The following is an 11,975-nucleotide window of genomic DNA, read 5'->3' as shown; positions in this document are numbered from 1 at the left end:
GTTGATGTTCGCCTTGCAGTCCGACCGCGTCGCCCTCCGCTTCGGCGACCGCTCCCTCACCCACGCCGAGCTCGCCGCCTGCGCCGGAACGCTGGCGCGGCAGCTGTCCGGCCTCTCCCGAGTCGCGGTGTGGGCCACGCCCTCACTGGAGACGTGCGTCGCGGTGGTCGCGGCCCTGCTCGCCGGGGTGCCCGCCGTGCCGCTCAACCCCAAGGTCGGCGAGCGCGAGCTCGCGCACATCGTCGCGGACAGCGCGCCCGCGAACGTCCTCGCGGCTCCGGGCGTCGAGCTGCCGGCGGGCCTGGACTCCGTGCCGCGCCGGGACGTCACGCTCGACGGTGGCGAGGGGGAACCCTTCGCCGAGCCCGGCGACGAGGCTCCCGCGCTGATCGTCTACACCTCGGGCACGACCGGGGCGCCGAAGGGCGTCGTGCTGCCGCGCCGCGCGATCACATCCACTTTGGACGCGGTCGCGCAGGCCTGGGAGTGGACCGCGGAGGACGTGCTGGTGCACGCGCTGCCGTTGTTCCACGTGCACGGGTTGATCCTCGGCGTGCTGGGCCCGTTGCGGCGCGGGGGCACGGTGCACCACCTGGGCAAATTCTCCACGGCACAGGTCGTGGAGGCGCTCGACGGGGACGGCACGATGATGTTCGGCGTCCCGACCATGTACCACCGGATCGCCGAGGAGGTCGGCTCCGATGCGGCGCTCGCGTCCGCGCTGGGCAAGGCGCGGCTGCTGGTGTCGGGCTCGGCGGCGTTGCCGGTGCGCGACCACGAGCGGATCGCCGCCGCGACCGGGCAGCGCGTGGTCGAGCGGTACGGCATGACCGAGACGCTGATGAACACGAGCGTCCGCGCGGACGGCGACCGCAGGCCGGGCGCGGTCGGCCTGCCGCTGCCGGGCGTCGAGGTGCGGCTGGTCGACGACGCCGGCGTCACGCTGAACGAGGTCGGCGCGATCGGCGAGATCCAGGTGCGCGGTCCGAACCTGTTCACCGAGTACCTCAACCGGCCCGACGCCACCGCGGAGGCGTTCGCGGACGGCTGGTTCCGCACCGGCGACGTCGGCACGCGCGACGAGGACGGCTACTACCGCATCGTCGGGCGCAAGGCCACGGACATCATCAAGAGCGGCGGCTACAAGATCGGCGCCGGCGAGATCGAGAACGCCCTGCTCGAACACCCCGGCGTCAAGGAGGTGGCGGTGACCGGCGAGCCCGACGACGACCTGGGCGAGCGGATCGTCGCCTGGGTGGTGCCCGCCGGTGCCGAGCCCTCCCCCGGCGACCTGGCCGACCACGTGGCCCGCCTGCTCACGCCCCACAAGCGGCCGCGGCTGGTGCGGTTCGTGGAGTCGTTGCCGCGCAACGACATGGGCAAGGTGATGAAACGTGCCCTGCGGACGTGAGACGGCCCGCGACCTGATCGGAAGGGTGGCGTCGTCGTTCGCGGAGCTGCCGGACGGGTCGGCTCTGTCCGATGTGGACGGACCGCTCGGCTGGCGCGGGTACGGCGCCCAGCTCTCCCGCGCGGCCGAGCTGACCGGCGAACACGAGTCCGTCGTGTGCGGGGTCGCGGAGATCGGCGGTGTGCGGGCCGTGCTGGTGGCGTTCGAGTTCGGCTTCCTCGGCGGGTCGCTCGGCACCCGCACCGGAGCCCGGATCGAGCAGGCCTTCGTCCACGCCCGTGAGCACCGGTTGGCGGTCGTGTCCCTGGTCGCGACCGGGGGCAGCCGCATGCAGGAGGGCACGCTCGCGTTGATGCAGCTGCCCCGCATCGCCCGTCAGATCACGTTGACGCGCGCCGCCGGGCTGCCGCACGTCGCCGTGCTGCGCGACCCCACCACCGGGGGCGGCTGGGCCACGCTCGGCGCGGGTGCCGACGTCGTGCTCGGGCTGCGGGGTGCCCAGGTCGGGTTCGCCGGGTCACGGGTGCGGCCACCGGGGTACTCGGTGACGCAGCAGTTCGCGGCCGGGCTGGTCGACCAGCTGCTGGCGTCCGACGAGCTGCGCGGCGCGCTGGAACGCTGGCTGCGGCTGCTCACCACGCCCGGTGACACCGCTGAGGTGCCAGGCGCACTGGGGCGGGCGACGATGCCGGCGACGGGCTGGGACGCGGTGGTGAACGCTCGCGCGCTCGGGCGGCCGCGCGCGAAGCAGTACCTCGAGGCCTACTTCGACTGGCGCGAGCCGATCAACGGCGACCGCGCCGGCGGGGTCGATCCCGGTGTGCTGTGCGGGTTCGGGCTTCGCGGCGGCCGGACCGTCGCCTACGCGGCGCAGTGCGGCACGGCGACGAGACCGGCCGGGTTCCGGACGGCGGCACGGCTCGTGCGGCTGGCGGACCGGCTGGGGATCCCGGTGCTGACGCTCGTCGACACTCCGGGCGCGGCCAACGACGCGGCGGCCGAGAAGGCCGGGGTGGGAGCGGCGATCGCCGACCTGTTCACCGCGATCGCCGAGGTCGACGTGCCGGTGACGACGCTGCTGATCGGTGAGGGCGGGTCCGGTGGCGCGCTCGCGTTCGCCGCGCCGGACCGGATGTGGGTGACGCCGGACAGCTACCTCGCGGTGATCTCACCGGAGCTGGCTACGGCGATCCTCAAGCGGGACCCGGCGCGGGCCCGGCAGACGGCCGGCGAACTGCGGCTGCGGCCGCAGGACCTGGTCGAGCTGGGCGTGGCGCGGGGAATCGCCCAGCTCGACCAGTCCGCCGATCAGGCCACAGCGATGTAGAGGAACGCCAGAAGCGAACTCGGGACGCAGATCGTCACGAGCCCGACGACGCCGTAGAACGGCTCTTTCTTCTGCACCATCGCCGCCAGCGCGCCGACACCGATGAGCACGGACGCGACGAGCAGCACAAGAACGACATACGACATGTGAGGGTCCTCGAGGTCAGGAGTACGTGGAGTCGGGAGCCGCCAGACGCGGCGGTGCCCGGCTCGACCGGTGACCTTCGGTCGTTCCCTCGGCGTCCTGGGCAGCGGCCACGAGGACCGCGGCCCTGCCCTGGGGCGGGCGGGGGCCGGTCGGCGCGCCGGGCAGTGCCCAGCAGGCGTCCGGCGACCCCGTGACGTGCACGTGGACGGCCGAGACCGGGGCGTTCAGCCCCGATCCCGGCTGGTCGGCGGTGGTGTCGCGGGTGCTCGTGCCGACGAACGCCAGCAGCAGGGCCAGCAGGAGCGCCGGCCACCTCACTGAGCGGCTGCCTGCTTGCGGCGCAGGAAGAACTCGCCGACCGGTTCCACGTAGCGCGCCGCGATCGGGCCGATGATCGCCATCAGCAGCACGTACGCGGTGGCGAGCGCGGCCAGCTGCTCGCTCACGTGCCCGGAGGCGACCGCGAGGCCGGCGATGACGATGGAGAACTCGCCGCGCGCCACCAGTGCGGCACCCGTTCTGGCCCGGCCCATCGGCCCGATGCCCTGACGGCGTGCCGCCCACCAGCCCGTCGCGACCTTGGTGACGGTGGTGATCACGGCCAGCAGCACCGCCATGCCCAGCACGGGCGGGATCGAGCGCGGGTCGGTGTTCAGGCCGAACACCACGAAGAACATCGCGGCGAACAGGTCCCGCAGCGGTTCCAGCAGGCGCGTCGCGTTCTCGGCCGTCGAGCCGGAGATCGCGATGCCGAGCAGGAACGCGCCGACCGCGGCGGACACCTGCAGCTCAGAGGCGATGCCCGCGACCAGCAGTGCGGAGCCGAGGAGCTTGAGCAGGAAGACCTCGTGGTCGGGACTGTCCACGATGGCCGAGATGACGCGGCCGTACTTCAGCGCCACCACCAGGACGATGGTGATCGCGAGCAGCGAGATGCCGACGGACGTGAGACCGCCGACGAAGCTGACGCCCGCGAGCACGGCGGTGAGGACCGGCAGGTAGACGGCCATCGCCAGGTCCTCGAACACCAGCACCGAGAGGATCACCGGCGTCTCGCGGTTGCCCAGGCGGCCGAGGTCGCCGAGGACCTTCGCGATGATGCCGGACGACGAGATGTACGTGACGCCCGCCATCGCGAGCGCACCGACCGTGCCCCAGCCGAGCATCAACGCGACGATCGCGCCGGGTGCCGCGTTGAGCACGATGTCGAGGACACCGGCCATCCACGACTTCTTCAGGCCGGTGGTGAGTTCGGACGCCGAGTACTCGAGCCCCAGCAGGAGGAGGAGCAGCACCACGCCGATCTCACTGGCGAGGTGGGTGAAGTTCTCGATGCCGTGCAGCGGGATGAGCCCGCCGGAGCCGAACGCGAGGCCGCCGACGAGGTAGAGCGGGATGGGCGAGATGCCGAACTTCCAGGCGACGCGGCCGAGCAGGCCCAGGCCGAAGAAGACCGCACCCAGCTGGATCAGCGCGATCGTGGTGTCGTGCACTGGCTCAGCCGCCCGTCAGGATGTCCGCGGCGGCATCGAGACCGTCCGCGGTGCCGACGACGACCGCGAGGTCGCCGTTCTCGAACAGGAAGTCGGGGCCGGGCGACGGATGCGCGTTGCCCGCACGCACGACCGCGACGATGGACGCGCCGGTGCGGGTGCGCAGCGCTGTGTCACCGAGCGTGCGGGCCGCGAACGCGGTGACCGGCAGCTGGCGGGTCGTGATCCCGGCGATGTCAGCGTGCTGCCTCTCGAGCGTCGTGACGAGCTGCGGCGCCCCGAGCAGCCCGGCGAGCGTGCCCGCCTCCTCCGGCGTGAGCGGGATCGACGCGGCCGTCGAGTCGGGATCGTCCTGTTTGGACATGATCAGCTCGAACTTGCCGTCACGGTAGGAGATCACGCCGATCCGGCGGCCGGAACGGATGGAGAAGTCCTGCCTGACCCCTATGCCGGGCAGGGGCGTCACTTCGACGTTCACTCGAGTGTCCTAGGGTTCGATGAGCCCGGCGCGGATCGCGTACCGGGTGAGCTCGAGGCGGTCCTTGAGCCCGAGTTTCTGCAGCAGGTTGGCCCGGTGCCGCTCGACGGTCTTGACGCTGATCACGAGCATGTCCGCGATCTCCTTGGAGGAGTGGCCCTCCGCGACCAGCTTGAGGATCTCCTCCTCGCGGTCGGTGATCGCCTTGGCCGGGAAGCCACCGCCCTCCCTGGCGCGGTCGAGGTAGTTGCGGATCAGCGAGTTCACCGCGCCGGGGTAGAGGAACGGCTCGCCGCGCATGGCACTGCGGCACGCCTCCACCAGGTCGCGGTCGGCGACGGACTTGAGCACGTACCCGGACGCGCCGGCCTTGAGCGCCTCGAAGAAGTACTGCTCGTTGTCGTACATGGTGAGGATCAGGATGCGGAGGTCCGGCTGGAGCCTCGACAGTTCCCGCGCGGCCTGCAGCCCCGTGAGCCGCGGCATGGCGATGTCGAGGATCGCCAGATCCGGCTTGTCCTGCTTGGCCCTGCTGATCGCCTCGGCCCCGTCGCCCGCCTCGCCGACGACCTCGAGGTCGGGTTCGTTGTCCAGGATCATCCGGACGCCGCGGCGGACGAGCGCGTGGTCGTCCGCGAGCAGGATGCGCACGGTCATTCGCTCGCTCCCTTCGCCTTGACGACCAGCCGGACCTCGGTGCCGGCCGTCGTCGGCCCCACGTTCAGGTCGGCGCCGACCAGCAGCGCGCGTTCCCGCATGCCCCGGATCCCCGCGCCCTCCTGGCTGTCGCCGATCCCCCGGCCGTTGTCGCGCAGTCGCAGTTCCACTCCGGACGTCCGCGCCGTCAGGCTGAGCTCGATCTCGTCGGCCTTCGCGTGCCGGACGGTGTTGGTGAGACCCTCCTGCGCGACCCGGTAGACGACCAGCTCGGTCTCGGCGTCGAGCTCGGGCAGGTTCTTGTCGAACCTCCGCTTGATCGTGAGCCCGGCCGGTTCGCCGATCTCCCTGGTGAGCGCCTTGAGCGCACTCACCAGTCCCAGCTCCTCCAGCACGCCGGGCCGCAGCCGCCGCGCGATGCGCCGGATCTCGTCGAGCGTGCTGCGCGTGGTCTCCTGCACCTGCAGCAGCTCCTCGCGGGTCTCCTGCGGCGACTGGTCCGCCACCCGCTTGAGGCTGAGCAACACCGCCGTCAACGACTGCCCGACCTCGTCGTGCAGCTCCTGCGCCACCCGCCGCCGTTCCGACTCCTGCGCCGACAGCGCGATCGCCGAGCTGTATCCCCGCTCGGTCTCGAGCCGATCGATCATGCTGTTGAACGTGGTGATCAGCTCCGCGATCTCCCCGTGCCCGGTGGCCTGCAGCCGAGGCCCGGGCTTGAGCAGGTCGATCGTCGTCATCGCCCGCGTCAGCCTGCCCAGCGGCGCCAGCCCGACCCGGATCAGCACGGCGTTGGCGATCAGCATCACCACCAGCCCGGCCGCCAGCACCAGCACCTCGCGCAAAGGTGCCGGCGTCGACACCGTCGCGGGCCCGAACACCAGCAATATGGCCGCTATGACCAGAACCAGGGCGTTGAGCAGGAAGATCCGCCCGAACAACGACACGCGCGCCGCCTCTCCGTGATCACCTCCCGCCACGCCTGCGAGGCTGACGGGCGAGGGCACCACGTGTCCATCCGTGGCAACACCCATGTTCGCGGGGGTGCGGCAGGTGTGCCGGTCGGCGGGGTGCGGGAGGGCTCGGGGTGGGCAGGGTCACGCCCGGCGGAGTGAGGTGGGTCGCGCTCGACAGGGCCGAGGTAGGGCCACCACTCACGAGCAGCGCGCACCAGCACCCGGAACCGGCCCTGGTTGGGTGCCGCGACGGATCGTCGAACAGACAAAGCGGACGCACGATGGAGCTTGACGCCCTCGACCTCCAGGAGGCGCCCGATGACCCCCACGACCACCGGCCGCAAGCCGACCCGTCGCACCCGGACCTGGCCCTTCCACCTGGTCGCACTGACCTTGGTCGCCGCCGGACTGCTGGTCCCCCACGCCCTGCTGATCGCCGCAGGCCTGATCCTGTCGGGCTCGGTCGAGCTCAGCCCACGCGTGGAACGGTGAACACCCGCAGGAACGTGCCGAGCAGCTTCCGGTCACCGCTCAACTCGACCTCGCCGTCCCGCATCGCCCCCACGATCGCGCGATAGGCCGGCAGCACGTCCTCGTCCAGCGACACGGTGATGGTCAGATCAGGCCCGACAGGCGCGGGGCCGAGACCGGTGCGCAACGCGCCGTCGTCCACCACCGCGTGCACCACCACGTCGCGGACGTGGACCTCCCACGACGCTGTCAGGCCTGCCGCCTCGCCGGGCTGGAACACGGCGCGCAGGTTCAGCACCATGCCCTCCGGCGTGACGACGTCGCCTTCCTGCGGTTCGCCCAGTTGCGTCGCGCCCCAGCGGGCCAGCGACAGCAGGGCCGGTTCCAGCGACTGGCCGACCGGGGTCAGGGCGTAGACGACGCCGCGCGCGGGGGCGGGAGCCACCTGGCGTTCGACGATGCCTGCCTGTTCCAGCTCCTTCAAGCGCGTGGCCAGCACGTTCGTCGGGATGCCGGCGAGGCCCGTCTGCAGCTCCGTGTACCGGCGCGGCCGCACGATGAGGTTGCGGACGATCAGCAACGCCCACCGCTCGCCCACCAGTTCCAGCGCGCGGGCGAGGCCGCAGTACTGGCCGAAGTCACGTCGCTTCACGTCCAAACCATAGCAAGCTTGCTCAAAGCTACCTAGCTTCATGACTTAAAGCTCACTTGCAAAAACGAAGCGAGCAGGTTTACCGTCGTCGCACCAACCCGGAAGGAAGTGCGATGACCGCATTGCTCGAACGCACCGACACGGCCGTGCGCAGGCCTCTGCTGTCTCGCGGCGTCGGCTTCGCGGGCATCTCGGCCGCGATGGTCGCGATCCTCGTGGCGGCCGGCGCGCCGACTCCCCTGCTGCCGATCTACCAGCACCAATGGGGGTTCGCGCCGTGGGTGCTGACGCTCGCGTTCGGCATCTACGCCTTCTCGCTGCTGGTCTCGATCCTCGTGATCGGATCGCTGTCGGACTACGTGGGGCGGCGGCCGTTGATGATCGCGGCGCTGGCCATCGACCTCGTCGCGATGGTGATGTTCCTGTACGCGCCGAGCATCGGCTGGGTCATCGCCGCACGGGTCGTGCAGGGTGTTGCGACCGGCGCGGCCTCCAGTGCGCTCAGTGCTGCTGTTGTCGAGCTTGCGCCCGAACGGTTCAAGAAGCTCGGCGCGCAGATGACGAGCATGGCGCCGTTGGGCGGGCTGGCGATCGGCGCGCTCTTCGCGGGGTTGCTGGCCGAGTTCGCGACCAACGCGGCGTTCGAGGTGTGGCTGGTGCTCGCCGTCGTCATGGCGGCCGGGACGCTCTTCGCCGTCTTCACGCCGGAGACCGCCACGCGCAAGCCCGGCGCCGTGGCGTCGCTGAATCCCCGCATCTCGCTGCCCGCGCAGGTGCGCAGGCTCTACTGGACCTCGGTCCCGGGCATCGTCGGCGGGTTCATGACGATGACGGCGTTCATGGGACTGGTGCCCGCGCTGCTCGTCGCGGTGTTCGCCGTGAAGAGCCCCATCGTCGGTTCGCTGCTGGCCTTCGTGGCACTCGGAGCGTCCACTGTGGCCTCCGCGTTCTCGAGCGGTGTGAAGGCGCCACGGCTGCGGCTCGGCGGCACGGTCGCGATGGTCGTCGGCGCGGTCCTCTTCGTCGGCAGCATCGGCGCCACCTCGCTGCCGTTGCTGTGGGCCGCGGCGATCGTCGGCGGTGGTGGCATCGGTGCCTCGTTCGCCGGCACCACCCGCGGACTCGTGCCCGAGGTCGCTCCGCACGAGCGCGCCGGGCTGTTCACCGCCATCTTCTTCGTCGGCTACCTCGCGATGGGCAGCGCGGCGATCGTCGCGGGACTCTTCATCGGCGTCGCCGGCGCGGTGACCACGGCGATCGGGTACGGCGTGGTCACTGCGGTCGTCGCACTCGCCGGGGTGGTCGGCACGGTGCGCCTCAACCGGAGCTGATCCGGTCGGCGTGGACGTGCGTGCGCACCCCCTGGGGATCGAACAGGATCAGCAGCTCGACCGCGCCGCCGTCCGCGCTGCCCAGCCAGTGCGGCTTCCCGGTGTCGAACTCGGCGGCCTCACCGGGCGGCAACGTCAGGTCGAGGTCGTCGAGCACCAGCCTCAGCCGTCCGTTGAGGACGTAGAGCCACTCGAACCCGTCGTGCGTCTTCAGGGCGGGCTCCAGCGGCTCCGGCACCGCCGGGATGAGCATCTTGAACGACTGCACCCCGCCGGGCCTGCGAGACAACGGCACGAACGTCATGCCGTACTTGTGGATCGGCTTGAGGTGGATGCGCGGATCGCCGGTCCGCGGGGCGCCGACGAGGTCGTCCAGCGGCACGTCGTAGACCCGTGACAACGGCAGCAGCAGCTCCAGCGTCGCCCGGCGCTGCCCGCTCTCCAGCCGGGACAGGGTGCTCTCGGAGATCCCGGTGGTCGTCGCGAGGTCGGCCAGGGTGATGCCGCGGTGCCGGCGCAACGTCCGCAGCCGCGGGCCCACCCCGTCGAGAACGTCTTCGGTGTTCACGCGCCCGAGCTTGCCACACTGGCAAGTTTTCGTGCCACAAACAGCAACCGCGTTCGAAGCTGATGGCATGAAACGCCTCGTACTCGCACTACTGCTCATGATCACCGCCTGCTCCACCGCGGAAACCCCGTCGCACGCCACCGTCACCGAGAACGACCCGGTGTTCCAGAAGACCTTCCGGCACGAGTTCGCCGACGTCGACGGCCTGCGGATGCACTACGTCAAGGGCGGCACCGGCAGCCCCGTCGTGCTGATCCACGGCTGGCCGCAGACCTGGTACGGCTGGTGGCCGATCATGCCCGCGCTCGCCGAACGCCACACCGTCTACGCCCTCGACCTGCCCGGTCTCGGCGACGGCACCGGCACGCCGAAGAGCTTCGACAAGGCCACGCTCGCGCGGTACGTCCACGCGCTGACCAGCCAACTCGGCCTCGAGGACGCGTCCGTCATCGGCCACGACCTCGGCGCCGCGGTCGCGTTCCAGTACGCCAGCCAGTTCCCCGAGGACACCGCGCGCCTCGGCTACCTCGACCTGCCGCTGCCGGGCCCGGCGATCGACGCGCGCACCTACCGCGGCCTGAGCTGGCACATCGCGTTCCACTCGCAGCCACAGGTGCCCGAGGCCGTCGTCCAGAACGACGTCCGCGACTACCTGAGGCTCTTCTACCCGCAGGTCTCCTTCCAGGGCAGCGCTTTCGGCGGCACGTCGACGAAGTCCCCGTTCGACGACAAGGAGATCGACGAGTACGCCCGCACGTACGGCACCAACCTGAAGAGCGGCTTCGAGCTCTACCGAGCCCTCGACCAGGACGTCCGCGACACCGAGACCGCGAAGCCCGTCCAGGCCCCGGCCCTGGTCATGGCCGCGGAAGGCCAGGCCGAGGCGATCAAGGGCACGGTGGCCCCGCGGGTGACGAACATCGTGCGCACGCTCGACGTCCCGAACGCCGGGCACTGGCTCGTCGAGGAGAACCCGCAGTTCGTCACCGGCGAACTGCTGCGCTTCCTCAGCTCATGACCGGGAACCGGTCCGACCACGGCAGCGCCTCCTCGAGCTGCGCCGCGAGCTTGATCAGCAACGCCTCCCCCGCGAGCGGCGCGACGAACTGGACGCCGAGCGGCAGCCCGTCCGCCGTCCAGTGCAGCGGCAGCGAGAGCGCGGGCCGGCCGGTGATGTTCGCGAGCTGCGTGTACGGCACCCAGCCGAGGTTGTCGCGGATCATGTCCTCGACGATCCGGGTGTGCTTGAGGAACCGGGCCGTGCCCGTCTTCAGCAGCACGTCGGTCGCCCGCTGCAACGACACCGGCAGGTCGAACTGGCCGACCTTCGGCGGCGGGGTCGCGAGCGTCGGCGTCAGCAGCAGGTCGTAGGACTCGAAGTACGTGCTGAGGCGGCGGGTGTGCTCGTGCCGCCGCTGCACCGCGTCCACGTAGTCGACGCTGCTCGTGGCCCGTCCGAGCGCGGCCATGAGCAGCGTGTCGCGTTCGAACGCGATGTCGGGCGCCCCGGTCAGGCGCTTCGCGTCGGCGACCTTCCACGCGAGGTTCACGAACCACGTCAGCAGGAAGTCCTTGGCCAGCGCGGCGTCGTCGAACGGCGCCTGCGGCAGCTCCTCGACCTCGTGGCCGAGCTCGGTGAGCACGCGGACGGCGGACGCGACGGCCGCGACCGCCTCGGCGTGCGGCGCCGGGTTGATCGCCGACGGCACCCGCACGCCGATCCGCAGCCTGCCGGGCGCCTGGCCGACGTACGAGGCGAACGGCTCCGGGGGCAGCGCGGGCGAGTACGGTCCGGCGGGCTCGCCACCGCAGATGACGTCGAGCATCGCCGCCGTGTCGCGGACCGTGCGCGAGACGACGCCCTGCACCGCCGCTCCGTGCATCATCTCGGCGGTCTCCGGGCCGAACGGCGTGAGGCCACGCCCCGGCTTCAGGCCGACGAGCCCGCAGCACGCGGCGGGGATCCTGGTCGAGCCACCGCCGTCGTTCGCGCCCGCGCACGGCACGATCCCGGCGGCGACCGCGGCGGCCGACCCACCGGACGACCCGCCGGGGGTGCGGTCGAGGTCCCACGGGTTGCGCGCGGGACCCCACACGGACGACTCGCTGATCGCCTTCGCGCCGAACTCCGGCAGGTTCGTCTTGCCGAAGATCACCAGGCCGGCGTCGACCCACCGCCGCACGACCGTCGAGTGGGCGGCGACGTCCAGGTTCTTCAGCGAGCGCGACCCGTTCGAGGTCGGCAGGCCCGCGTAGTCCTGGCCGAGGTCCTTGATCAGGAACGGCACCCCGGCGAACGGTCCGGTCAGGTCGTCCGACGGCTCGGCGGGGACGTCCCGGACGATCGCGTTGAGCCGCGGGTTCACCTCGGCGGCGCGTTCCCTCGCCACCGCCAGCAGTTCGGCCGCGGACACCTGCCTGTCCGCGACGAGCCGGGCCAGCCCGGTGGCGTCGTACTTCCGGTACTCGTCGAAGTCCACGCGC

General features: G+C 71.4%; 14 protein-coding genes. 5 read left to right on the top strand and 9 right to left on the bottom strand.

Translation table 11 applies throughout. The features are described 5' to 3' along the window. Positions 1 to 4: 4 nt before the first annotated feature. Both ACWF7A_RS09450 and ACWF7A_RS09445 read left to right on the top strand, forming a co-directional pair. On the top strand, positions 5 to 1,411 hold the full coding sequence (locus ACWF7A_RS09450; RefSeq protein WP_452249972.1) for an acyl-CoA synthetase: 1,407 nt from the start codon (positions 5 to 7) through the stop codon (positions 1,409 to 1,411). Further along, entirely contained in the window at positions 1,395 to 2,738 is a 1,344-nt protein-coding gene (locus ACWF7A_RS09445; RefSeq protein ID WP_452249971.1) for a carboxyl transferase domain-containing protein, read from the top strand. The genes ACWF7A_RS09450 and ACWF7A_RS09445 overlap by 17 nt, the downstream gene beginning before the upstream one ends. On the opposite strand, the gene ACWF7A_RS09440 is transcribed toward ACWF7A_RS09445, so the two are convergent. The 6 genes from ACWF7A_RS09440 to ACWF7A_RS09415 are packed head-to-tail and all read right to left on the bottom strand — an operon-like array spanning position 2,720 to position 6,493. Further along, positions 2,720 to 2,884: a hypothetical protein gene (locus ACWF7A_RS09440; protein WP_452249970.1), complete on the bottom strand. Its 165-nt coding sequence runs from the start codon at positions 2,882 to 2,884 to the stop codon at positions 2,720 to 2,722. The genes ACWF7A_RS09445 and ACWF7A_RS09440 overlap by 19 nt on opposite strands. Before the next feature lie 16 nt (positions 2,885 to 2,900). Next, positions 2,901 to 3,203 carry a hypothetical protein gene (locus ACWF7A_RS09435; RefSeq protein ID WP_452249969.1) on the bottom strand — a complete coding sequence of 101 codons (303 nt, stop codon included), beginning with the start codon at positions 3,201 to 3,203 and terminating at the stop codon, positions 2,901 to 2,903. Continuing rightward, complete coding sequence (locus ACWF7A_RS09430) at positions 3,200 to 4,378, bottom strand: cation:proton antiporter (RefSeq protein ID WP_452249968.1); 1,179 nt, start codon at positions 4,376 to 4,378, stop codon at positions 3,200 to 3,202. Before ACWF7A_RS09430 ends, ACWF7A_RS09435 begins: the two co-directional genes overlap by 4 nt. Before the next feature lie 4 nt (positions 4,379 to 4,382). Beyond that, positions 4,383 to 4,856, bottom strand: a complete 474-nt coding sequence (locus ACWF7A_RS09425; protein ID WP_452249967.1) for a cation:proton antiporter regulatory subunit — start codon at positions 4,854 to 4,856, stop codon at positions 4,383 to 4,385. 9 nt (positions 4,857 to 4,865) lie between these two features. After that, a complete protein-coding gene (locus ACWF7A_RS09420) occupies positions 4,866 to 5,513 on the bottom strand; it encodes a response regulator (protein ID WP_452249966.1) in 648 nt (215 codons plus the stop codon). Then, on the bottom strand, positions 5,510 to 6,493 hold the full coding sequence (locus ACWF7A_RS09415; RefSeq protein WP_452249965.1) for a HAMP domain-containing sensor histidine kinase: 984 nt from the start codon (positions 6,491 to 6,493) through the stop codon (positions 5,510 to 5,512). Before ACWF7A_RS09415 ends, ACWF7A_RS09420 begins: the two co-directional genes overlap by 4 nt. Positions 6,494 to 6,787: 294 nt before the next feature. Here ACWF7A_RS09415 and ACWF7A_RS09410 point away from each other — a divergent pair, with 294 nt between their 5' ends. Further along, positions 6,788 to 6,961, top strand: a complete 174-nt coding sequence (locus tag ACWF7A_RS09410; RefSeq protein ID WP_452249964.1) for a hypothetical protein — start codon at positions 6,788 to 6,790, stop codon at positions 6,959 to 6,961. On the opposite strand, the gene ACWF7A_RS09405 is transcribed toward ACWF7A_RS09410, so the two are convergent. Next, positions 6,939 to 7,592, bottom strand: coding sequence for a winged helix-turn-helix transcriptional regulator (locus ACWF7A_RS09405; RefSeq protein WP_452249963.1), 654 nt, complete (start codon positions 7,590 to 7,592; stop codon positions 6,939 to 6,941). The genes ACWF7A_RS09410 and ACWF7A_RS09405 overlap by 23 nt on opposite strands. A 113-nt stretch (positions 7,593 to 7,705) precedes the next feature. Between ACWF7A_RS09405 and ACWF7A_RS09400 the strand changes: the two genes are divergently transcribed. Next, positions 7,706 to 8,923 carry an MFS transporter gene (locus ACWF7A_RS09400; RefSeq protein WP_452249962.1) on the top strand — a complete coding sequence of 406 codons (1,218 nt, stop codon included), beginning with the start codon at positions 7,706 to 7,708 and terminating at the stop codon, positions 8,921 to 8,923. On the opposite strand, the gene ACWF7A_RS09395 is transcribed toward ACWF7A_RS09400, so the two are convergent. Further along, a complete protein-coding gene (locus tag ACWF7A_RS09395; protein WP_452249961.1) occupies positions 8,910 to 9,491 on the bottom strand; it encodes a helix-turn-helix domain-containing protein in 582 nt (193 codons plus the stop codon). The genes ACWF7A_RS09400 and ACWF7A_RS09395 overlap by 14 nt on opposite strands. A gap of 67 nt (positions 9,492 to 9,558) precedes the next feature. Here ACWF7A_RS09395 and ACWF7A_RS09390 point away from each other — a divergent pair, with 67 nt between their 5' ends. After that, positions 9,559 to 10,509: an alpha/beta fold hydrolase gene (locus ACWF7A_RS09390; protein WP_452249960.1), complete on the top strand. Its 951-nt coding sequence runs from the start codon at positions 9,559 to 9,561 to the stop codon at positions 10,507 to 10,509. Here the strand turns inward: ACWF7A_RS09390 and ACWF7A_RS09385 are convergent. Then, positions 10,499 to 11,971 (bottom strand): amidase, encoded by a 1,473-nt coding sequence (locus ACWF7A_RS09385; RefSeq protein ID WP_452249959.1) that lies wholly within the window; start codon positions 11,969 to 11,971, stop codon positions 10,499 to 10,501. The genes ACWF7A_RS09390 and ACWF7A_RS09385 overlap by 11 nt on opposite strands. Between the last annotated feature and the right edge of the window lie 4 nt (positions 11,972 to 11,975).

The sequence above is a fragment of the Lentzea sp. NPDC055074 genome (genome assembly GCF_053608005.1).
The sequence above is the reverse complement of the archived record's forward strand: the minus strand, read 5'-3'. Positions and strand labels throughout refer to the sequence as shown.

Coding starts and splice junctions, on each gene's coding strand:
- ACWF7A_RS09400 (WP_452249962.1), top strand. CDS start 7,706: ATGACCGCATTGCTCGAACGCACCGACACGGCCGTGCGCAGGCCTCTG.
- ACWF7A_RS09440 (WP_452249970.1), bottom strand. CDS start 2,884: ATGTCGTATGTCGTTCTTGTGCTGCTCGTCGCGTCCGTGCTCATCGGT.
- ACWF7A_RS09390 (WP_452249960.1), top strand. CDS start 9,559: ATGAAACGCCTCGTACTCGCACTACTGCTCATGATCACCGCCTGCTCC.
- ACWF7A_RS09410 (WP_452249964.1), top strand. CDS start 6,788: ATGACCCCCACGACCACCGGCCGCAAGCCGACCCGTCGCACCCGGACC.
- ACWF7A_RS09420 (WP_452249966.1), bottom strand. CDS start 5,513: ATGACCGTGCGCATCCTGCTCGCGGACGACCACGCGCTCGTCCGCCGC.
- ACWF7A_RS09450 (WP_452249972.1), top strand. CDS start 5: ATGTTCGCCTTGCAGTCCGACCGCGTCGCCCTCCGCTTCGGCGACCGC.